General features: G+C 66.1%; 19 protein-coding genes. 10 read left to right on the top strand and 9 right to left on the bottom strand.

The genetic code is table 11. The features are described 5' to 3' along the window. Positions 1 to 165 precede the first annotated feature (165 nt). The 8 genes from tolR to secA all read right to left on the bottom strand — a co-directional run bounded on the left by tolR (position 166) and on the right by secA (position 7,701). Positions 166 to 600 (bottom strand): protein TolR, encoded by a 435-nt coding sequence (tolR, locus tag HNH97_RS15415; RefSeq protein WP_171791471.1) that lies wholly within the window; start codon positions 598 to 600, stop codon positions 166 to 168. 2 nt (positions 601 to 602) lie between these two features. Further along, a complete protein-coding gene (tolQ, locus tag HNH97_RS15410; RefSeq protein ID WP_227744290.1) occupies positions 603 to 1,367 on the bottom strand; it encodes a protein TolQ in 765 nt (254 codons plus the stop codon). 125 nt (positions 1,368 to 1,492) lie between these two features. Continuing rightward, positions 1,493 to 1,927 carry a YbgC/FadM family acyl-CoA thioesterase gene (locus tag HNH97_RS15405; RefSeq protein WP_171791470.1) on the bottom strand — a complete coding sequence of 145 codons (435 nt, stop codon included), beginning with the start codon at positions 1,925 to 1,927 and terminating at the stop codon, positions 1,493 to 1,495. Positions 1,928 to 1,937: 10 nt separating this feature from the next. Beyond that, on the bottom strand, positions 1,938 to 2,996 hold the full coding sequence (gene ruvB, locus HNH97_RS15400; protein ID WP_171791469.1) for a Holliday junction branch migration DNA helicase RuvB: 1,059 nt from the start codon (positions 2,994 to 2,996) through the stop codon (positions 1,938 to 1,940). Beyond that, a complete protein-coding gene (gene ruvA / locus HNH97_RS15395) occupies positions 2,993 to 3,607 on the bottom strand; it encodes a Holliday junction branch migration protein RuvA (protein WP_110096141.1) in 615 nt (204 codons plus the stop codon). Before ruvA ends, ruvB begins: the two co-directional genes overlap by 4 nt. Further along, on the bottom strand, positions 3,604 to 4,110 hold the full coding sequence (gene ruvC, locus HNH97_RS15390) for a crossover junction endodeoxyribonuclease RuvC (protein WP_110913918.1): 507 nt from the start codon (positions 4,108 to 4,110) through the stop codon (positions 3,604 to 3,606). The genes ruvA and ruvC overlap by 4 nt, the downstream gene beginning before the upstream one ends. A 25-nt stretch (positions 4,111 to 4,135) precedes the next feature. Continuing rightward, positions 4,136 to 4,885, bottom strand: a complete 750-nt coding sequence (locus tag HNH97_RS15385; RefSeq protein WP_110913895.1) for a YebC/PmpR family DNA-binding transcriptional regulator — start codon at positions 4,883 to 4,885, stop codon at positions 4,136 to 4,138. Between the two features lie 74 nt (positions 4,886 to 4,959). Then, a complete protein-coding gene (gene secA / locus HNH97_RS15380; RefSeq protein ID WP_171791468.1) occupies positions 4,960 to 7,701 on the bottom strand; it encodes a preprotein translocase subunit SecA in 2,742 nt (913 codons plus the stop codon). Between the two features lie 235 nt (positions 7,702 to 7,936). Between secA and HNH97_RS15375 the strand changes: the two genes are divergently transcribed. The 10 genes from HNH97_RS15375 to HNH97_RS15330 all read left to right on the top strand — a co-directional run bounded on the left by HNH97_RS15375 (position 7,937) and on the right by HNH97_RS15330 (position 19,627). Next, positions 7,937 to 8,860, top strand: coding sequence for a peptidylprolyl isomerase (locus tag HNH97_RS15375; protein ID WP_390669728.1), 924 nt, complete (start codon positions 7,937 to 7,939; stop codon positions 8,858 to 8,860). Positions 8,861 to 9,061: 201 nt separating this feature from the next. After that, positions 9,062 to 10,297 carry a bifunctional glutamate N-acetyltransferase/amino-acid acetyltransferase ArgJ gene (gene argJ, locus HNH97_RS15370; protein ID WP_110913916.1) on the top strand — a complete coding sequence of 412 codons (1,236 nt, stop codon included), beginning with the start codon at positions 9,062 to 9,064 and terminating at the stop codon, positions 10,295 to 10,297. 201 nt (positions 10,298 to 10,498) lie between these two features. Continuing rightward, on the top strand, positions 10,499 to 11,086 hold the full coding sequence (locus tag HNH97_RS15365) for an RDD family protein (protein WP_110913893.1): 588 nt from the start codon (positions 10,499 to 10,501) through the stop codon (positions 11,084 to 11,086). A 321-nt stretch (positions 11,087 to 11,407) separates the two neighbouring features. After that, positions 11,408 to 13,996 carry a mechanosensitive ion channel family protein gene (locus tag HNH97_RS15360; protein WP_407716816.1) on the top strand — a complete coding sequence of 863 codons (2,589 nt, stop codon included), beginning with the start codon at positions 11,408 to 11,410 and terminating at the stop codon, positions 13,994 to 13,996. Next, complete coding sequence (locus HNH97_RS15355) at positions 13,993 to 14,733, top strand: 2OG-Fe dioxygenase family protein (protein WP_171791467.1); 741 nt, start codon at positions 13,993 to 13,995, stop codon at positions 14,731 to 14,733. Before HNH97_RS15360 ends, HNH97_RS15355 begins: the two co-directional genes overlap by 4 nt. After that, on the top strand, positions 14,730 to 15,797 hold the full coding sequence (locus HNH97_RS15350; RefSeq protein ID WP_171791466.1) for a hypothetical protein: 1,068 nt from the start codon (positions 14,730 to 14,732) through the stop codon (positions 15,795 to 15,797). Before HNH97_RS15355 ends, HNH97_RS15350 begins: the two co-directional genes overlap by 4 nt. A gap of 252 nt (positions 15,798 to 16,049) precedes the next feature. Further along, positions 16,050 to 17,186, top strand: a complete 1,137-nt coding sequence (locus HNH97_RS15345) for an MlaE family ABC transporter permease (protein WP_171791473.1) — start codon at positions 16,050 to 16,052, stop codon at positions 17,184 to 17,186. 4 nt (positions 17,187 to 17,190) lie between these two features. Beyond that, on the top strand, positions 17,191 to 18,006 hold the full coding sequence (locus HNH97_RS15340) for an ABC transporter ATP-binding protein (RefSeq protein WP_227744288.1): 816 nt from the start codon (positions 17,191 to 17,193) through the stop codon (positions 18,004 to 18,006). A 5-nt stretch (positions 18,007 to 18,011) separates the two neighbouring features. Then, positions 18,012 to 18,965, top strand: coding sequence for an MlaD family protein (locus tag HNH97_RS15335; protein WP_110913890.1), 954 nt, complete (start codon positions 18,012 to 18,014; stop codon positions 18,963 to 18,965). Further along, positions 18,962 to 19,627, top strand: a complete 666-nt coding sequence (locus HNH97_RS15330) for a PqiC family protein (RefSeq protein WP_171791465.1) — start codon at positions 18,962 to 18,964, stop codon at positions 19,625 to 19,627. The genes HNH97_RS15335 and HNH97_RS15330 overlap by 4 nt, the downstream gene beginning before the upstream one ends. A 97-nt stretch (positions 19,628 to 19,724) precedes the next feature. On the opposite strand, the gene HNH97_RS15325 is transcribed toward HNH97_RS15330, so the two are convergent. Continuing rightward, positions 19,725 to 19,943 carry a DUF1653 domain-containing protein gene (locus tag HNH97_RS15325; protein WP_171791464.1) on the bottom strand — a complete coding sequence of 73 codons (219 nt, stop codon included), beginning with the start codon at positions 19,941 to 19,943 and terminating at the stop codon, positions 19,725 to 19,727. Positions 19,944 to 20,105: the final 162 nt, after the last annotated feature.

Genomic DNA, 20,105 nt, shown 5'->3' with positions numbered 1-20,105 from the left:
GGCGGGACGGGCACCGGCAGGCGCAGCACCACCGCAAGCAGCAGCGCGACATGCAGGCCGCCCGATATGAGAATCGAACGGCGCAGCAGGACACGTTCGGAACGACGCGGACGCGGCACGATCAGGGGACTCCCGACATTGTCCAGTATATTGCCCAAGCCCGTATCAGTGCCCGCCACCGGGCGGTTGCTGCGCCAGCAGGGCGACATGCGTGAACCCGCCAGCCGTGATCTGCCCCATCACCTGCATGACGCGGCCATAATCAATATGCGAATCACCGCGCACGAAAATCCGGTGTTCACGGTCATTCTGCGCGGCGGCGCGCAACTGGTCCACCAGCGCGTCGGGCGAGACGGGATTATCCCCCAGATAGAGGGAACCATCGGAACGGATGGACACCGTGATGGGTTTCGTATCCGTATTGACGGGGGCCGCGTCGGTTTTCGGCAGGTCCACATTGACGCCACTGGTCATCATCGGCGCCGTGACCATGAAGATGATCAGCAGCACCAGCATGACGTCTACCAGCGGTGTGACGTTGATATCCGACATCGGGCGACGGCGACGACGCCGGCGCAGGTCACGCAGGCCACCGGCCATGATCAGCCCCTTTCTTCGGACTGGCGCGACAGGATGGCCGCGAATTCGGTCCCGAACGCATCCAGCCTGTCCTCGAACACGCCAAGGCTGTTGCCGATGACGTTATAGGCGATCACGGCGGGAATCGCGGTGACAAGGCCGATGGCCGTCGCGAACAGGGCTTCGGAAATGCCGGGGGCCACGACGCTGAGGTTGGTGTTGTGCATCGCCGCGATCGACCCGAACGCATGCATGATGCCCCACACCGTGCCGAACAGGCCGATGAACGGCGCCACCGGCCCGATGGTCGCGACAAAGATCAGCCACCGGTTCAGGCGGTCCATTTCCCGCGTGATGGTGATGGACATGGCGCGGTTGACGCGGTCCTGCACGCCCCCATGCACCAGGTCGATGCCCGCGATCCGTGACGACCGGCGCCATTCGCCCATGGCCGCGCCGAACACGGCGGCCATCGGGTGGATCGGCTTCGCCCCGTCGGATTCATACAGGTCCTCCAGGCTGCCGCCTGCCCAGAACCTTTCCTCGAAATCGGATGCCTGCCGGTTGACCCGGCGGATGGTCACGATCTTGTCGAAAATGATCGCCCATACGATGACGCTGCTGACAACCAGCCCCACCATCACCAGCTTGACGACAATCGCCGCCTGAAGAAACAGACTCCACAACGACAATCCGCCAGCCGCAGCCGCGCCCAGATTCGCCGCGTTAACCGCTTGGTCCAAAAACGCCTCCTGCACACCTTCGAGCGTCCGCTCAAACACGAACATTGCCTGTTTGGCAAGCCAGCGCCAAGCCGCTTTCGCCGCAGCAATGCACTACCTGCAACCCCCGATGCCAAAAGGATGCCACCAGCACGCGCCCCAGGGCGGGAAACACGCGCGGCAAAGCCCCCTCAGGGCAGCAATGAGGTCAATAGATCACGCCATCGCGGCGGAAATCGGGCGGGGCGTCCATCCTCCACGCGAATGCATGCCAGACGCACATCCAGCGTGGCATACGCGACATCGGCGGCAGCGTTTCCCGTCGCCTCCTCCACAAGGGCGAAGGACTGGATCAGCCGGCAGCTTGCCGGGCCGAGTTCCGTCAGCCGAGTCGTGATGCGCATGATGTCGTCAAGCCGGAACGGGCGGCGGTAATCCAGGGCCGCCGTCCGCACCACGAAAACCAGCCCGTATTCCGACAGAAGCCCCGACACCGCGCTGCCCTGCGCGCGGATGGCCTCCGTGCGGGCGCGCTCCGCAAAGGCGAGGTAGCGCGCGTGATAGACCACGCCGCCGGCGTCCGTGTCCTCGTAATAGATGCGAAAGTCGATGTCGTGCTGCGCCATGCCGTACTGCCTATGTCCCATCCCCAAGATCGCCCAGCAGGTCACCCTGCCCCGGCGTGCGCGCAGGCGGCACCAGTCCCAGATGCCGCCAGCCACGTTCGCCCAGCATACGGCCACGGGTGGTACGCAGGACCAGTCCCTCCTGTATCAGGTAGGGTTCGATCACGTCCTCAATCGTGTCGCGCGCCTCCGCAAGGGCGGCGGCCAGCGTCTCCACGCCCACGGGACCGCCATGGTGGTATTCCGCGATGCGGCGCAGGTAGCGGCGGTCCATGCTGTCCAGCCCCATCGAATCCACCTCCAGCCGTGCCAGCGCGGCATCGGCCAGCGCCCGGTCCACCGGCCCCTGGCCCGATCGCGCGACGGCGGCGAAATCGCGCACCCGGCGCAGCAGGCGTCCCGCGATACGTGGCGTGCCGCGTGAACGGCGCGCGATCTCCTCCGCCCCGTCATGGGTCAGTTCGAAATTGAGCTTCTGCGCCCCGCGTGAGACGATCTGGCGCAACTCCTCCGGCGTGTAGAACACCAGACGCAGCGGGATGCCGAAACGGTCCCGCAACGGCGTCGCCAGCAGCCCCGCGCGCGTCGTCGCCGCCACCAGCGTAAAGGGCGCAAGGTCGATGCGCACCGAGCGCGCGGCGGGACCTTCGCCGATGATCAGGTCAAGCTGGAAATCCTCCATCGCCGGGTACAGCACTTCCTCGATGGAGGGCTGGAGGCGGTGGATCTCGTCAATGAACAGCACGTCGCGCGGCTGCAGGTTGGTCAGGATCGCGGCAAGGTCGCCCGCGCGCTGGATGACCGGCCCGGACGTCGCGCGAAAGCCGACGCCCAGTTCACGCGCCACGATCTGCGCCAGCGTCGTCTTGCCCAGTCCCGGCGGCCCGTGCAGCAGGACATGGTCCATCGCCTCCCCGCGCTGGCGTGCGGCGGCGATGAAGATGGCAAGGTTCTCGCGGCTGGCCTTCTGGCCGGTGAAATCGTCAAGCGTCTGTGGCCGCAGGGTGGCCTCGGCCACATCATCCTCGCCCCGGGTGGCATCGACCTCGCGTTCGGGATGTTCGCTCATCGGGCCAGTTCCTTCAGGCTTTCGCGGATGATGACGTCAAGGTCGCCCCCACCGTCGAGCCGTTCCATGACGCGCACGACGACAGGCTGCGCCTCCGCCCGGCGGAACCCGAGGCCCGACAGCGCCAGCAGCGCGTCGGACATCACGCCGCCATTGCCCGTGACCGTGACACCGGCCATGACCGCGCCGGGCGCGCCGCCACCGGGCATGCCCTCGCACTTGTCGCGCAGTTCGGTGACGATCCGCTGCGCCAGGCGCGCGCCAACGCCTGCCGCGCGCGTCAGCCCGGACTTGTCCCCCGTGCCGATCGCCGCGATCAGTTCGGAGGCCGAAAGCGTGGACAGGATCGCCAGCGCGACCTTCGCCCCCACCCCCTGCACCGTCGTCAGCAGGCGGAACCATGACCGTTCGGCCGCGTCGATGAAACCGTAGAGCAGGATCGCGTCCTCCCGCACCACGGTCTCCACCAGCACGCGCGCGACCTCGGGCGCCTGCGGCAGGGCCGACAGCGTGCGGGTCGAGGCCTGGACGAGGTAGCCGACACCACCGACGTCAATGACGCAGCGATCGGCCTCCACCTGTCCCACCAGCCCGGTCAGTTGCGCGATCATGCCATCCTCGTCGCGCGGGCGATGTGTGCGGCGCTGGCGCGATGGTGGGCATGGCAGATCGCCACCGCCAGCGCGTCCGCCGCGTCGGAGCGCTTGGCAATCGCACTGGGCAGCAGGCGTCGGACCATCATTTCCACCTGTTCCTTGGTCGCGGCCCCGGTGCCGACGACCGATCGCTTGACCGCCTTGGCGCCATATTCGGCCACCGGGATATCCAGCAGCACCGGCACCAGCAGGCCCACCCCACGGGCATAGCCCAGCTTCAGCGTCGCCGCCCCGTTGCGGTTGACATAGGTTTCCTCGATCGCGGCCTCGTCCGGGGCGAAACCGCGACCAAGGTCAAGCAGCGCGTCATGCAGGTGGCGCAGGCGCAGCGGAACCGACATCGCCGCATCGGTCGCGATCACGCCATCGGCCACATGCGACAGCCGGTTGTCCCGCGCCTCGATCACGCCCCAGCCGGTAAAGCGCAGGCCGGGATCGATCCCCAGTATCCGGACCACCGTCTGGACCACTCCTCTGGCGCGATCAGGCCGACAGCGCTTCGGCGACGTCGTCGGGCAGGTCGAAATTGGCATAGACCGCCTGCACGTCGTCATTTTCCTCCAGCACGTCAATCAGCTTGAGCACGCTGCGCGCCTTGTCCTCGTCCAGGGTCACGACCGTTTCGGGACGCCAGTCGAGCTTGGCCGATGCCGGTTCGCCAAAGCGGGTTTCCAGCGCGTCGCGCACGGCAAAGAAGGATTCCACCGGGCAGGTGATCTCGTGCCCTTCGGCGGTGGTCTCCACATTGTCGGCCCCGGCCTCGATCCCGGCCTCGAGCATCTCGTCCTCGGTCGCGACGTCGAGCGGATAGGTCACGACGCCAAGGCGCTGGAACATGAAGGAGACGGAGTTCGTCTCCCCCAGCGATCCGCCATGCTTGGAAAATGCCGCACGGACATCGGACGCCGTGCGGTTGCGGTTGTCGGTCAGGCCCTCGACAATCACCGCGACGCCGGCGGGGCCATAGCCCTCGTACCGGACCTCCACGTAATCCTCGCCACCGCCCGCGCCGGACGCCTTCTTGATCGCGCGTTCGACAGTGTCCTTGGGCATGTTCACCTCACGCGCGGCAAGAACGGCGGCACGCAGGCGCGGGTTCATCGCCGGGTCGGGCATGCCCTCACGCGCGGCGACGGTGATTTCGCGGATGACCTTGGCAAACTGCTTGGCACGCTTGGCGTCCTGCGCGCCCTTGCGGTGCATGATGTTCTTGAATTGGGAATGACCCGCCATCGTTCGTCCCTGATCCTGTTAAGTCTTGTTTATTGTCAATGGGTCACGGCACCCGCACCCGGTGGGGCCAGCCCTCAGGCCAGCCGCCCGTGGCAGTGCTTGTATTTCTTGCCCGACCCGCACGGGCACGGTGCGTTGCGCGGCACCTCGCCCCAGCTTGACGGGTCATCGGGCATGACCGCGGCCGCCCCGATCGGTTCCGCCATCGCAAGGTCGGGAACCTTCCCGTCCGCATCGGGCAGCAGGCCCAGCCCCGGCTCATTTTCCAGCCCCGGCACGCGCGGGTCGGAATGGACCTCCGCCGCGACACCGGCAAAGGGATTGTCCATCACGGGCGGCGCGACCTCGACCCGCGCCATGGTCGATGTCACGCGCAGGCGCAGATGGTCGAGCATCGCGTTGAACAGTTCGAACGCCTCGTGCTTGAATTCGTTAAGCGGGTCCTTCTGGCCATAGGCACGCAGGCCGATGCCCTGGCGCAACTGGTCCAGCGCAAGGAGATGCTCCTTCCACACCGCGTCGAACGTGGTCAGCAGCACCTGCTTTTCGACATAGCGCATGATCGCCGGGCCGAAATTCGCGGCCTTGGACGCCTGCGCCTGGGTGGCGGCCTGCTCGATCCGTTCCGCCACGGCCGTGCCGTCCATCCCGTCTTCGGCTGCCCATTCGTCGATGGGCAGCGTCAGGCCCAGTTCACTGGTGACGGCGGCGGACAGGCCTTCCTTGTCCCACTGTTCCGCAAAGGAACGTTCGGGGATGTAGCGTTCGACCATGTCGTGGATCACGTCGGCGCGCATGTCCGCGATGATGGGGGAGACATCCTCCATCGCCATGTATTCGCGGCGCTGGGCATAGACCTCCTTGCGCTGGTCATTCATGACGTCATCATATTTCAGCGTGTTCTTGCGCATGTCGAAGTTGCGGGCCTCGACCTTCTTCTGCGCACGCTCCAGCGCCTTGTTGATCCACGGGTGGACGATCGCCTCGCCTTCCTTCAGGCCAAGCTTCTGCAGCATCCCGCCCATGCGCTCGGTCCCGAAGATGCGCATCAGGTCATCCTCGAGCGAGATGAAGAAGCGCGAATTGCCCGGGTCACCCTGGCGTCCCGCACGGCCGCGCAACTGGTTGTCGATGCGGCGGCTTTCGTGGCGTTCGGTGCCGATGACGTACAGGCCGCCCGCCTTCTGCACGATATCGTGGTATTCGGCCACCTGCTGGCGCAGTTCGGCCTCCCTGCGGGCGCGTTCCCCGGGGTCCGTGATCCCGCCAAGCTCCTGCGCGATGCGCATTTCCACGTTGCCGCCCAGCTTGATGTCCGTGCCGCGCCCGGCCATGTTGGTGGCGATCGTGATCGCCCCCGGCGCGCCGGCCTGTGCGACGATCGTCGCCTCCATCTCGTGGAAGCGGGCGTTGAGCACGTTGTGGCGCACCCCGCGCTTGTGCAGCAGGGCGGAAAGCAGTTCGCTCTTCTCGATGGAGGTGGTGCCGACAAGGACGGGCTGCCCGGTCTTGGACACTTCCTCCACCAGCCGGCTGACGGCCTCGTATTTCTCCCGCGCCGTCAGGTACACCTCGTCATCGTCGTCCTTGCGCGCGACGGGGCGGTTGGTCGGGATCTCGATGACCTCAAGCTTGTAGATGTCGGCGAATTCATCGGCCTCGGTCATGGCGGTGCCGGTCATGCCCGACAGGCGCGGATAGAGGCGGAAATAGTTCTGGAACGTGATGGAGGCCAGCGTCTGGTTTTCCTGCTGGATCTCCACATGCTCCTTCGCCTCGAGCGCCTGGTGCAGGCCGTCGGAATACCGGCGGCCGTCCATCATGCGGCCGGTGAATTCGTCGATGATGATGACCTTGCCACCGCGCACGATGTAATCGACATCGCGGGTGAACAGCGTATGCGCGCGCAGCGACTGCTGCACATGGTGGATGACGGCGACGTTCTGGATGTCGTAAAGCCCGCCCTCGCGCAGGACCTGCGCGTCACGCAGCATCTGCTCGACTTCCTCCGCCCCCTTGTCCGTCAGGATGACGGAGCGGTATTTCTCATCCTTTTCATAGGCTTCGGGATCCTTCACCAGCACCGCGATCACTTCGTCAACGGAGCGGTAGAGGTCCGAACTGTCATCGGCCGGGCCGGAGATGATGAGCGGGGTGCGCGCCTCGTCGATCAGGATCGAATCGACCTCATCGACGATGGCATGGTGGAAGGGGCGCTGGACCATGTCCTCGGCGCGGTATTTCATGTTGTCGCGCAGGTAGTCGAAGCCGAATTCGTTGTTCGTGCCGTACGTGATGTCGGCGGCATAGGCGGCGCGGCGTTCATGTTCGGGGATGTTGGGCACGACCACGCCCGTCGTCAGGCCGAGGAAGGCGTAAAGCTGGCCCATCTCCTCCGCGTCGCGGCTGGCGAGGTAGTCGTTGACGGTGACGACATGCACGCCCTTGCCCGACAGCGCGCTGAGATAGACGGCGAGTGTGGCGACAAGGGTCTTGCCCTCGCCGGTGCGCATTTCCGCGATCTTGCCGTCCTGCAGCACCATGCCACCGATCAGCTGCACGTCGAAATGGCGCATCCCCAGCACGCGGCGCGAGGCCTCGCGGCAGACGGCGAACGCTTCGGGCAGCAGCGCGTCGAGGGTCTCCCCCTTTGCGATGCGTTCACGGAATTCCTGCGTCTTGGCCGCCAGCGCCTGGTCGTCGAGCGCCTGCATCTGGGGTTCGAGCGCATTGATGGCGGGGACGCGCCGCTGATACGCTTTCAACGCCCGGTCATTGGCGGTTCCGAACAGGGCACGGGCAATACTGGCGAACATATGGACCTTCCCGAGATGGCGATTCCCGCGTCATTGGGGCGAAGGACGCGGGTGGGGCATGCATGCGGATAACATTCTTGCGCGGAACCATCAGATAGGACCCACGTCGCCATGGGTCAACAGATGCCGCCCAACCGCATGGCGAAATGATCCCCGCGGCCGCCGCCCCTTGCGGGAGAGGACGGCCTTCGCCATGATGCCCGCCCAACGCGTCCATAATTAGGGTTTTTCGCACATGCGGACTTTCGGTCCGGCAAAGGCCATCGCCACGATGGCCCTGCTTGCTTCCACCATCATCGTCCCTCCAGCCCTGGCTGCGGGGCCTGCGCCCGCCGCCAGCCACCCTGCCGCTGCCGCGCCGGCCGACGCGAACCCGCGCCTGGCGTCGGTCAATGGCCAGGACATCCGTCTCAATGACATCCGCCAGGCCATCGCGACCATGCCCGACCAGCTGCGCAAGCTGCCGGAAAACGTCATCATCCCGATTCTGCTGAACCAGCTGGTTGACCAGAAGGCCATCCAGATCGTCGCGGAGAAGACCGGCCTGTCCAAGCAGCCCGACGTGCAGCACCAGATGGAGGTCGCGGCACAGAACGCGTTGCAGAACGCCTACCTGTCGGCGCAGGTCATGCCCGGCCTGACCGATGACGCGGTCAAGGCGTATTACGACAAGAACTACGCCAACAAGCCGGGGGCGGAGGAAATCCACGCCCGCCACATCCTCGTCCCGACCGAGGAGCAGGCCAACGACATCATCAAGCAGCTCAAGGGTGGCGCGAACTTCGCCGACCTTGCGACCAAGCTGTCGAAGGATCCCGGCTCGGCCAAGCAGAATGGCGGCGACCTCGGCTGGTTCAAGAAGGGCGACATGATCCCGGCCTTCTGGGACGCGGCATCGACCCTGCAGCCCAACAGCTTCAGCCAGACCCCGGTGCATACCCAGTACGGCTGGCATGTGATCCAGGTGCTTGGCAAGCGTACGGCGCCGACGCCGACGCTGGACTCCATGCGCGACCAGATCCGCCAGAAGCTGATCCAGGAAGGCGTGCAGAAGGCCGTCAGCAACGCCGTGGCGCAGGTCAAGATCGTGCGTTACGGGCCTGATGGCAAGCCGCTGCCCGACAACGCGCCCAACACGGCGCCCGCCGCCGCGCACTGATCGCACGGCGCATCCCGCGGTGCGGGACATGGCGGCGCGGGACATCCCCGCCAGCCCATGTCCGGCCCGCGGGACGGCCGCGGACAGGGGCGGCCTGATGCCCGGCCGGCTTTCCACCGCGGCCGGAGCCTGCCCCGTCACGGATCGCGCATCCCTTTCGCGTGGCATCACACCCACATCACACCAAGGACCAGACGTGTCATGGCTGACGCTCTTCCCACCTCCCCGCTTGCACGGCCGTTCCCCGAACTGAAGCCGATGGCGGGCGTCCGATTTGGCGCCACGGCGGCGGGCATCCGCTATGCGGGGCGTACGGACCTCGTGATGGCGGAATTCGCCCCCGGCACGACGGTCGCGGGTGTCTTCACGCGCAGCAAGTGCCCCGGCGCGCCGGTGGACTGGTGCCGTGCCGCACTGGCCGGTGGGGTCGCGCGCGCGCTGGTGGTGAATGCGGGCAATGCGAATGTCTTTACCGGGCGCGCGGGGTACGAGGCGACGCAGGCCAACGCCGCCGATGCCGCCCGCCTTGCGCAGTGCGCGGCAAGCGAGGTCTTCCTCGCCTCCACCGGCGTGATTGGCGAGGTCCTGCCCTATCGCAGGATCAGCGACGCGCTGCCGGGGCTGTATGCCACGCTGTCGGATGACGGGTGGGAAGCCGCCGCGCGCGGGATCATGACCACCGACACCTTCCCCAAGGGCGCGGTGCGTGAAACCACGATCGGCGGGACGAAGGTGCGCATCCAGGGCATCGCCAAGGGCAGCGGCATGATCGCCCCCGACATGGCGACGATGCTGGCCTTTGTCGTTACCGACGCCGCCCTGCCCGCCCCGGTGCTGCAGGCGCTGCTGTCGCGCGGGACGGAAAAGAGCTTCAACTGCACCACGGTCGATTCCGATACCTCGACCTCGGACATGGTGCTGCTGTTCGCAACCGCCAGGGCGGGCAATCCGGCGGTTGCGGATGCGAACGACCCCGCCCTTGCGGAGTTTGCGAAGGCGCTCGACTCCCTGCTGCTCGAACTCGCGCTGCTGGTGGTGCGCGACGGGGAGGGGGCGACCAAGATGATGCATATCCGCGTCACCGGCGCCACATCCGACGAATCGGCCAAGCGCGTGGCGATGGCCATCGCCAATTCCCCGCTGGTGAAAACCGCGATCGCGGGCGAGGACGCGAACTGGGGCCGTGTCGTCATGGCCGTGGGCAAGAGCGGTGAACCCGCCAACCGCGATACGCTGTCGGTCGGGATCGGCGGCACGTGGATCGCGAACAACGGCACCGTCATCGCCGGATATGACGAAACCCCGGTCGTCGCCCACATGAAGGGGCAGGAGATCGAGATCGACGTGGACCTTGGCCTGGCCAACGGCATCGGGCAGGCATGGACGTGCGACCTGACGCACGGCTACATCGACATCAACGGCTCCTACCGCAGCTAGGGCGCCCCCAACCGGGCGCGCGGGTACGGGCGGCCTGTCCCGCCCGTGCCTGCCGGCAGGGGAAAGGGATGATGGTGGCGTCACCGCCGCGTCCGGCCGCCCGCTTTTTTCCGTTTCCGTTCCGTCCCTTCCGGTGGCATTGCTGTTACAACCGCCTTATCACGGGCACACACCGGTCCAATGAGCAGGAACGAGCAGCCGATGTCCGATCAGTTTTTCCAGCCCGCCCCCCCGCGCCCGTTGCAGGAAGTCTGGACCTATGCCGGTTTCTGGATACGGGTCGTGGCGCATCTGGTGGATTCGCTTGTCGTCTGGGTCGGGCTCATGCTGCTCGGCGCGGTGATTTCGCCCAGCGTGTCGATCACCATCTTTGACCCGCAGCCCCATGGCGGCGGCGGGGATTACAGCGTGTCCTACATCCAGCCCGCCGATTACATGATCCTGTCGAACACGCCGCATGTGCACTGGCATGGCTATGGCCTGCTGGAGATGGCGTGGCTGGTGCTGCCGGCGCTGTATTACATCCTGTTTGAAAGTTCCCGCCTGCAGGCGACACCGGGCAAGCTTGTGTGCCGCATGCGGGTGACGGACCTGAATGGCAACCGGATCGATTTCGCACGCGCGACCGGCCGGTATCTGGGGAAATACCTGTCGTTCATGATCCTGGGCATCGGTTTCCTGATGGTGGCGTGGACCCGGCGCAAGCAGGGGCTGCACGACATCCTGGCCGGGACCTACGTCATCCGCCGCGAACTTGAGGCCGAGACCCCGCCTTTCCCGCCGATGTAAGGATCGGCCGATGTCATAACAGGTCGGCCATGCGGATATTGTGCTTCATCCATCCCGGCAAAGGCCGCATGACCATGAACGGCACGTCCGCTGCACGTCATTATTGCCACATGCATACGCGACAGTGACAAATCATGAAAACGGCGCAACGGGCGGCAACTGTTCTACCTTGTTTACGTTATAGTCCTTTATATTTTGAAATCCCGAGATTTTTTGGCCCGGCTTCGCATGGGCCATTATCCCCAGACCGTCCCCGCCCCCCGTGACGAACACGCGGACGGCGCGATACAGGAGGTGACCATAGGCATGCCCGCCGTTTCCATGACCGTTTCCCGATCCCCGCACCGTACAAGGGCGGGGGCATGCCTCGCGCTGTTATTTTCCTTCCTGACACTGTTTTCCTTCCTGCGGGTCGCGCCCGCCTGCGCCCAGGACACCGCCCCACAGGGGCAGATGACCTCCGCCCAGGCGCAGCAGGTGCTGTCGGTCATGAACGACCCGCAGAAACGGGCCGAATTCACCAAGACGCTGGAGGCCATTTCCAAGGGACTGCCCGCGCCGGCGGCCGCACCGGCGCATCCCGCCCCGGCCAAGGCCGCCGCAGCGTCGGACGTGTCGGTCGAACCCGACAGCATCAGCAGCGAATTCCTTGATGAACTGTCCCATGTCCGCGACGTGGCCCTGCGTCAGGCGCAGAATTTCATGGCGCTGTTCAAGGATCTGGCGTTCGTCGGCCACTGGGTCCATTCAACGCTGAGCAACGCGGATTCCCGCCAGATCCTGCTGGATGCGACGGGTCGCGCCACGCTGATCGTGCTGTGCGCGATGCTGGCGGAACATGGTTTCTCCCTGCTGCTGCGCAAGCCGCTTGCGGCGGTCACCGCGCGCGCGGTCGCGACGGAGGCCCGCCTGAACCAGCGTGTCCGGGCGGAGGACGCAAAGCAGGACGTGACGGCCAGCGCCACCCTGTCGGCCGACGGGGCAAAGGAAACTGCGGACGAACGCGCAACCGAACAGGCCCGCCAGCAGGATGACAAGCAGCAGCATGAAACCCTGCGCATCATCACGCGCATCCCGTTCTCGCTCCTGCACCTGCTGATCAAGCTTCTGCCGGTGGCGCTGTTCCTTGGCCTTGCCTATGGCGGTTCGGCGCTGCTGACCTCCACCCACCAGGCGGAAATGGTGACGCTGACGCTGACGAACGCCTATGTCATCGCGCGTGCGCTGTACCTCCTGCTGGAAATGGTGTTCGTGCCGCGTTCGCCCACCATCCGCCTGTGTACCGCCAGTGACGGCACCGCACGCATGGTCACGCGGTGGTGGAACTTCCTCGTTGCCGCCCCCTCGCTGGTGATCTGCCTGTCCACGCTGGGCGGGGTGTTCGACATGCCCGCGCGCGGGACGGAGGCGATCATCCGCGCCGTCGTGCTGATCGAACATATCCTTGTCGCGATCTTCATCTGGCGCATCCGCAAGCATGTGGCCGAAGCCCTGCAACCCCCCGCACGGTTCAAGGACAAGCCGTTCTGGGTCTTTGTCGGCCGGATGGTCCATTTCTGGTGGCTGCTGGCGATGTTCTTCGACTTCGCGCTGTGGCTGGTCTGGGCGACGCAGGTGCGTGGCGGCTATGCCTGGATCCTGCGCACGCTGTCGCTGACGATCGTGGTCATCCTGCTGGCCCGCCTGTTCGCGATCCTCGCCTTCGGCCTGCAGAACAAGCTGTTCCAGATCTCGCCGCAGACGGAGGAACGCTATCCCGGCCTGCAGGCGCGCATGGATTACTACTATCCCTATGCCCGCCGCGCGCTTCTGTTCCTGCTCAGCTTTGCGACCATCGTGTGCCTGCTGCAGTCGTGGGGCCTGCCGGCCTTCGCCTTCTTCCTGCATGGCACGCTGGGGACGAAGATCATCGGCGCGATCCTGACGGTCATGGTGGCCTATACCGTGGCCATCGTGGTGTGGGAGGCGGCGAACGCGGCGCTGCAGAACCAGATCAACCGCTTCGAGACGTCGGAGCAGGCGTCACGCGCCAGTCGCCTGCGCACGGTCCTGCCGATCATCCGCACGGTGCTGCTGACATTCATCATCGTCATCGTGACGGTCACCACCCTGTCGCAGATCGGCATCAACGTCGCCCCCCTGCTGACGGGTGCGGGCATCATGGGCGCCGCCGTGGCCTTTGGCGCGCAGAGCCTGGTCAAGGACTTCATCACCGGCTTCTTCATGCTGGTGGAAAACGCGATGCAGGTGGGTGACTGGGTCACTGCGGGCGCGGTGTCGGGCACGGTCGAGCACCTGTCGATCCGCACGCTGCGACTGCGCTCGATCAATGGCGACCTGCACATCATCCCCTTCTCCTCGGTCACGTCGATCGCGAACACCTCGCGCGATTACAACCTTGTCGTGGTGGACTTCATGATCGACCTGAGCGAGGACCCCACCCGCGTCGCAGCAATCCTGCATGACGAACTGGCGCTGATGCGCAAGGACCCGAAATTCGCGCCGCTCATCAAGTCCGACTTCTCCTTCCTCGGGGTGGAACAGGCGGATGGCAACGGGGCGAAGTTCCTGGGTTCGGTCCGCACGACGCCGGGTTCGAAATGGAAGGTGTATCGTGAATATTACCGCCGCCTGACGACGCGCATGGTCAAGGAACGCGTGAAGTTCCCGATCCCGACCAGCGTCAACATGCTGGGCAACATGCCCGGCACCGAGGCACTGGACGTCAATGGCAGCGGCAGCATGCACATGGTGTTCCCGCCCAATGCGCCCTCCGCGCAGGCTCCGCAGGCAACGCCCCCGCAGGCGGCCCCGCAGGTGACACCGGCGGCGGATGTGGCGCATGATGCGCCCGCAACCCCGAAGGGTGACGCCCCTGCCGCCACCCCGAGTCCAAAGGCCCACGAATGACACCCACCCCCGATCCGGACCCGACACTGGCCGCCATGGAGGTCCCCCTGCGTGCGCAGGGGTTCGCCTTTGTCGGGGCGGACCGGATGCATGAGGAACTCCTGCGCTATGGCCTGCGGGAGTGGGAGTCCTTCGCCGCAAGCTGGAACCGGCTGGGGCTGGACCGTTACATGGCCGATGGCGGGCGGTACCGCCGCCGTCGCCATGCCACCTTTGCGGTGGGGTCACAGGACATGCGGCGCAAGAAGCACCAGCCCCATTACCAGAGCCGCGATTACAACGAACTCAATGGCGGGATCGAACGCTGGTTCCGCGCGGTGGAGCCTGACATCGGCACCCATCCGGCGCTGCAGGCGATCCTGCGCCTGATGTATCGCATCGTCACCGACCTGACCCCGCCCGCACGCCGCCCGGAGGGCTGGCATGCGGAAATCCACCAGTTCCGGATCGAGGCCCTGCCCGAACAGCCCGGCCACCCCACGCCGGAAGGACTGCACCGCGATGGTGTGGACTGGGTGCTGGTGCTGATGGTGCGGCGGGAAAACGTCATGTCGGGGGAGACGACCATCCATGACCTGCAACGCCGGCAGGTGGGCACGTTCATGCTCGACCGGCCGCTCGACGCCGCGATCGTCGATGACAACCGCGTCTATCACGGGGTGACGGCGGTGCGCCCGATCGACCCGTCACGCCCGGCCTATCGCGACGTACTGGTCGTCACCTTCCGCCACCAATGACGACCCCGCCCCGCCGCGCGGACGCGGCCGGGACATGGCGGCGTTTCGCACGGGTGCTGCTGGGCACGGCGGTCGTGGTGGGGGGCGTGCTCTATGGCTTCATCGTCACGGTGGACCCGTGGGACGTGCTGCCGTTCTCGCCCCGCCTGCCGCGCATCCCCATCAGCACCAACACCCGCTACAGCATGCCCGCGCTGACCCGCGGGGCGGCGTTCGATTCCGTCATGCTCGGCACCTCCACCAGCCGCCTGATGCAGCCCGCCGTGCTGGACCGTGCCCTTGACGCGCGTTTCCTGCAGCTTGGCATGAACAGCGCCAGCGCATGGGAACAGGCGCGCCTGCTGTCGCTGTTCCTGCGTCACCATCCCGCCCCGCGCGTGGTCATGATCGACATCGACGCCGCATGGTGCCGCAACCGGCCGGGCAACCTGACGGGCCCCAACCGCCCCTGGCCGGAATGGATGTATGACGGCCCGCCCTGGGCGGGGTACCTGCACATGGCCAACCTGTATGCCCTGCAGGAGGCGGCCAACCAGTTCCTGTGGCTGGTGGGGCTGAAGGCGCAGCGCTTTGGTTCCGATGGCTATACCAGCTTCGTCCCGCCCGACGACCGCTATGACCGTGCCCGCGTGGACCGGGCGTTCGCCGGATGGACCCCGCCCGATCCCACGCCCGCCCCCGATGGTGCGGACCGCGCCGTGCCCGACAGCATGGGGCTGCTGCGCGCCATGCTGTCGCACCTGCCCGAGGGCACGCGGCGGCTTTTGTGGTTTCCCCCGGCCTCCGCCTACCTGCATGGGCCGGCGGGCAGCCGCAGCTGGATGCGCGCGCTGGCCTGCCGCCGGGCCGTCACCGCCATGGCGGCGGGCATGGCCGACACGCTGGTGGTGGATTTCGACATTCCCGGCCCGATCGTCGATGACCGCGACAGTTTCTGGGACCCGCTGCATTACCGGCTGTCGGTGGCGCGGCGGGTGATGGACGATTTCGGGCGCATCGCGCATGGGGGGGACGGCGGGACGGACGCGCATGTGCTGGTGCGCAACGGGTGGTCCCCTCGCTGATGTCGTGACGGCCCGGACGCGCAAGCCATGCGCTGTGCTCACCATTCCGTCGCGGCAGCAGGCCTTGTGCATGCCGGGTCATCTGGTATGGGAAGGGAACGCCCCCGCGAACACGCGCCCGGTGCGTCGGGCCCTCCCCGCCATGGGAGGCGGCATCCGGCGCATGACCGTGCCGGTCCGCTGTCCGCGCGGCGTTCCCTGCGTGTCCTGCCCACTGCCGTGGCAGGCACGGCCCTGAGGTTGGAGAGGCTGGTGAACACGTCCGTCAATGGTGCGCCGCAATGGCATCTGCAGGCCGAGGCGAACCGGACCCTGATCACATTGTCCGGCGAATGGATCGCACAGACCGGCACCACCCCCGACTTTCCCGACAATGGCCTTGCCCCCGCGACAAAGGGCAAGCCGCTTGAATTCTCCACCGACGGGCTGGGCCGGTGGGATACCTCCCTCATCAGCTTCCTGTGGGAACTCAAGCGCGACGCGCGCCTTGCCGATGTGACGGTCAGCACCGACACGCTCCCGCCCTCGGCGCGCAAGCTGCTGGACCTCCTGCCCGAAATCCCGCCAGAGGCGCATCCCCCCGCGCCACGCCATTTCGCCCCGGTCGCGGCGGTGGGGGAGTTCACGCTCGATACCCTCAACGAAATCGGCTGCGTGAGCGAGATGGGCGTCGCCACCGCGAAAGGTGGCCTTGCCGCCCTGCTGGGCAAGGGGATGATGCGCACCGTCGACCTGCTGTCGGATGTGCGCGCGGCGGGGCCGACGGCGCTGCTGATCGTGGGCGTGGTCAATTTCCTGGTCGGCGCGATCCTTGCCTTTGTCGGTGCGGTGCAGTTGCACAAGTTCGCGGCCGACATCTATGTCGCAAGCCTGGTGGGAATCGCGATGGTGCGCGAAATGTCCGCCGTCATGACCGCGATCATCATGGCCGGGCGCACCGGCGGCGCCTATGCCGCGCGCATTTCCACCATGCAGGGGAACGAGGAAATCGACGCCCTGACGGTGTTCGGCATCCCGGTTTCCAGCTACCTCATCCTGCCTTCGGTGCTGGCCCTCGTGCTGACGATGCCGCTGCTTTACCTGTATGGCTGCCTGATCGGCATGTTCGGCGGGTTCGTCGTGGCGTACATCATGCTCAACGTCACGCCGCTGGGCTATTTCCACGAGACACTTTACGCCGTCGCGCTGTCGCAGTTCATCTTCGGCTTCATCAAGAGCATCGTGTTCGGCGGGTTCATCGGCCTGACAAGCTGCCGCATCGGCCTGAAGGCCGGGCGCTCCGCCGCCGATGTCGGCATCGCCGCAACGCGCGCGGTGGTCGTCGGCATCGTGGGCGTGATCGCCATCGACGCCATATTCGCCGTCATCGCCAACGTGCTGGACATCTGATCCGATGAACGCAGACATCCCCACCCCCGCCCCACACGACGCGGACACCGCGCAGGCGATGCTGTCGGTGCGTGGCGTCACGCTGGCGTTCGGGCCGAAGGTGATCCAGCACGACATCTCCTTTGACGTCAAACGCGGCAGCATCTTCGCCGTCATGGGCGGCTCTGGCTGCGGCAAGAGCACCCTGCTCAAGAGCATGATCGGCCTACTGCGCCCGGCAAAGGGCGAATACCTTGTCGGCACGGACAATTACTGGGCCGGCACGGACGAGGACCGGGTGCGCATCGGCCGCCGCTTTGGCGTCCTGTTCCAGAGCGGCGCGCTGTGGAGTTCGATGACGGTGGGCGAAAACGTCGCCCTGCCGATGCAGATGTTCACCAAGCTGAAGCCACATGTGATCCGCCAGCTCGTGGAACTCAAGCTCGGGCTGGTGGGGATGCTGCACGCCATCGACCAGTACCCCTCCGAACTCAGCGGCGGGATGAAGAAGCGGGCGGGCCTTGCGCGCGCGATGTCGCTGGACCCGGACATCCTGTTCTTCGACGAACCTTCCGCCGGGCTGGACCCGATCACCTCCGCACGGCTGGATGAACTGATCCTCAACCTGCGCGACGGCCTGGGGGCGACGATCGTGCTGGTCAGCCATGAACTCTCCAGCCTGTTCGCGATCGCGGATGACGGCATCTTCCTCGACCCCGATTCCAAGACGGCGATCGCGCATGGCTCGCCCACATGGATGCGTGATCATTGCGACAACCCGATGGTCCACGCCTTCATGCACCGCGAACGCACCGATTCCTCCAGCAACGGGGACAGATAGGGGCCATGCCCGCCAGACAGAGAGTCATTGGCGCACTGGTGCTTGGCGCGGCCTTCGTGGGCGGGGCGATCCTGCTGATGCGCGGGGAGATCCCGTTCCTGCATTCCGTGCGCGAAGCGGTCGTGGTGTTCGAGGATTCGACGGCGGGGCTGGATATCGGCTCCCCGGTCAATTTCCGGGGCATTCCCGTCGGCGCGGTGGAAAGGATCGACATTGCCGTCGATCCGACGGTCAACCGCACCTTTACCTCCGTCAGGATCGAATTCTCCCCCCGGCAGGTGCCCGGCGGCGCGGACCTGCCCGATGTCCCCACGCTGGTGGCCGACGGCATGCGCGCGGACATGGTCCTGCACAGTTTCGTGACGGGGCAGTCGGAAATCGACCTCGACTTCTCCCCCAACACGCCGGCGCGGATGCATCCGGGCCTGTCCTCCCTGCCGGAAATCCCGGTGGGCCAGACCACCCTGCAGCAATTGAAGGGGGAACTTGGCGCACCGACGATGGAAAAGCTCAAGCATGACATCCGCACGGCCGTGGCCAGCATCCGCCAGCTTGCGACCGACCTTCACCGCGACGTGCCGCCGATGATGGCCAGCATCCGCCAGACATCGGCGCGCAGCCATGTCGCGGTGGTCACCATCCGCGAGGCCCTGGCCGACGCCAAAACCCGCGCGGCCGTCACCCTGACGGACATGGACCGGATGCTGGCGACGGGCGGGCGGGAAATGGACGCCCGCAGGGCGGAACTGCGGCACCTGATCGACGAGGCGCGCCTGACGCTGGCGCAGGCGCACGAGACCATGGTGGGCGTGCAGCAGTTGACATCGCCGCAGTCACCCGATCAGGTCCACCTTGCCGAAATGACGCGTGACGTGACCGCCGCCGCCTACGGGTTGCGCGGGTTCGCCAATGAAGTTGAAAGTAACCCGCAACTCCTGCTGATGGGACGCAGCCAATGATCTCGTGCCTGCCTGTTTTCCTCTCCCGCCACATGGCCACCTGCCGCGCCATGGGGGGCCTGATCGTCTCGGCCTCGCTGCTTGCGGCGTGTTCCTCCGCCCCGGTGAAGTTCTATACGCTTGGTGCGTCGGCCATCGCCACGGGGGCCACCACGCCCAGCGGCAGCGTCTCCGCCGTGACCGACACCACCCCGGTCATCCAGGTGGAACAGGCGCGCATCCCCGACTACCTTGACGGGCAGGACATCCTGGTGCGCGACGGGCACGAGATCGAGCGCAGTTCGCTCGGCCGGTGGGCCAGCCGCCTGTCGGTGGGGGCGACGGACCTTGTCACCGCACGGCTGGCGCAGAAATGGCCCGACCGCTTCGTGACCGACCAGCCGCAGCCGATCCCGGCCTCGTGGCGTCTGGCGATCAATATCAGCCGCCTTGACGTCAGCCGCAACGGGGCGGCGGCGCTGAATGCCGACTGGGCCATCATCCCGCAGGACCTGCGCCAGCCGATCGCACGCAACCGCACCCATATCGAGGTCGCGGGCGGGACCGCCACCAACAACCATGTGGCCGAAATCACGGAATCGCTGCTTGACCAGCTAAGCGACAAGATCGCGGCAAGCTGGCCGCAGGTGACAGCAACGCATACATCGCGCACCCACCACTGAATTCATGTGAATAAAAGTTTTTGGTGAAGCTTTTTTCAAAAAGCTTCGAAGAACGCCGCCTTTTTGGAAAAAGGCGGCGCCCAAAAACTTTTATGACTTACGCATCTGTGACGGGCGCGAAACGCGGCACATCACCGACCTGCTCCATCCACATCTCCAGCGGGCGGACCCAGTAATCGCCCTTTGCCTCGCTGCGATAGGTGACGAGCCATTCTTCCGTCTCGCTGTGGCGGCCGACGCAGATGACGGTGTAAAGGCCGCCCTTGTAATGCCGGTAAAGCCCCGGCCGGGGATGGGTGGGTGCAACCATTTTCATCCTGTCTCCTTCATTGCATCATGAAACGGCCACCCCGGTCCCATGGCCGGAAGGCGCCTGCATGACCTGCCACAGGGAGATATCCGCCGCATGTTCCACCCGTCCAGTCCCTCCCCCTCCCTCCCTGCCGGACGCACTGCCACATGGCGGTCCGTGCTGCAT

The sequence above is a fragment of the Gluconacetobacter entanii genome (assembly GCF_013155425.1).
GTDB classification, from domain to species: domain Bacteria; phylum Pseudomonadota; class Alphaproteobacteria; order Acetobacterales; family Acetobacteraceae; genus Novacetimonas; species Novacetimonas entanii.
The sequence above is the reverse complement of the archived record's forward strand: the minus strand, read 5'-3'. Positions and strand labels throughout refer to the sequence as shown.

Excerpts from the sequence above, each read along its gene's own strand:
- argJ (WP_110913916.1), top strand. The coding sequence starts at position 9,062 with ATGGCTGACGCTCTTCCCACCTCCCCGCTTGCACGGCCGTTCCCCGAA.
- ruvA (WP_110096141.1), bottom strand. The coding sequence starts at position 3,607 with ATGATCGCGCAACTGACCGGGCTGGTGGGACAGGTGGAGGCCGATCGC.
- HNH97_RS15360 (WP_407716816.1), top strand. The coding sequence starts at position 11,408 with ATGACCGTTTCCCGATCCCCGCACCGTACAAGGGCGGGGGCATGCCTC.
- secA (WP_171791468.1), bottom strand. The coding sequence starts at position 7,701 with ATGTTCGCCAGTATTGCCCGTGCCCTGTTCGGAACCGCCAATGACCGG.
- ruvB (WP_171791469.1), bottom strand. The coding sequence starts at position 2,996 with ATGAGCGAACATCCCGAACGCGAGGTCGATGCCACCCGGGGCGAGGAT.
- tolQ (WP_227744290.1), bottom strand. The coding sequence starts at position 1,367 with ATGTTCGTGTTTGAGCGGACGCTCGAAGGTGTGCAGGAGGCGTTTTTG.
- HNH97_RS15350 (WP_171791466.1), top strand. The coding sequence starts at position 14,730 with ATGACGACCCCGCCCCGCCGCGCGGACGCGGCCGGGACATGGCGGCGT.
- HNH97_RS15340 (WP_227744288.1), top strand. The coding sequence starts at position 17,191 with ATGAACGCAGACATCCCCACCCCCGCCCCACACGACGCGGACACCGCG.
- HNH97_RS15335 (WP_110913890.1), top strand. The coding sequence starts at position 18,012 with ATGCCCGCCAGACAGAGAGTCATTGGCGCACTGGTGCTTGGCGCGGCC.
- HNH97_RS15325 (WP_171791464.1), bottom strand. The coding sequence starts at position 19,943 with ATGAAAATGGTTGCACCCACCCATCCCCGGCCGGGGCTTTACCGGCAT.
- tolR (WP_171791471.1), bottom strand. The coding sequence starts at position 600 with ATGGCCGGTGGCCTGCGTGACCTGCGCCGGCGTCGTCGCCGTCGCCCG.
- HNH97_RS15355 (WP_171791467.1), top strand. The coding sequence starts at position 13,993 with ATGACACCCACCCCCGATCCGGACCCGACACTGGCCGCCATGGAGGTC.
- HNH97_RS15330 (WP_171791465.1), top strand. The coding sequence starts at position 18,962 with ATGATCTCGTGCCTGCCTGTTTTCCTCTCCCGCCACATGGCCACCTGC.
- HNH97_RS15405 (WP_171791470.1), bottom strand. The coding sequence starts at position 1,927 with ATGGCGCAGCACGACATCGACTTTCGCATCTATTACGAGGACACGGAC.
- HNH97_RS15375 (WP_390669728.1), top strand. The coding sequence starts at position 7,937 with ATGCGGACTTTCGGTCCGGCAAAGGCCATCGCCACGATGGCCCTGCTT.
- HNH97_RS15365 (WP_110913893.1), top strand. The coding sequence starts at position 10,499 with ATGTCCGATCAGTTTTTCCAGCCCGCCCCCCCGCGCCCGTTGCAGGAA.
- HNH97_RS15385 (WP_110913895.1), bottom strand. The coding sequence starts at position 4,885 with ATGGCGGGTCATTCCCAATTCAAGAACATCATGCACCGCAAGGGCGCG.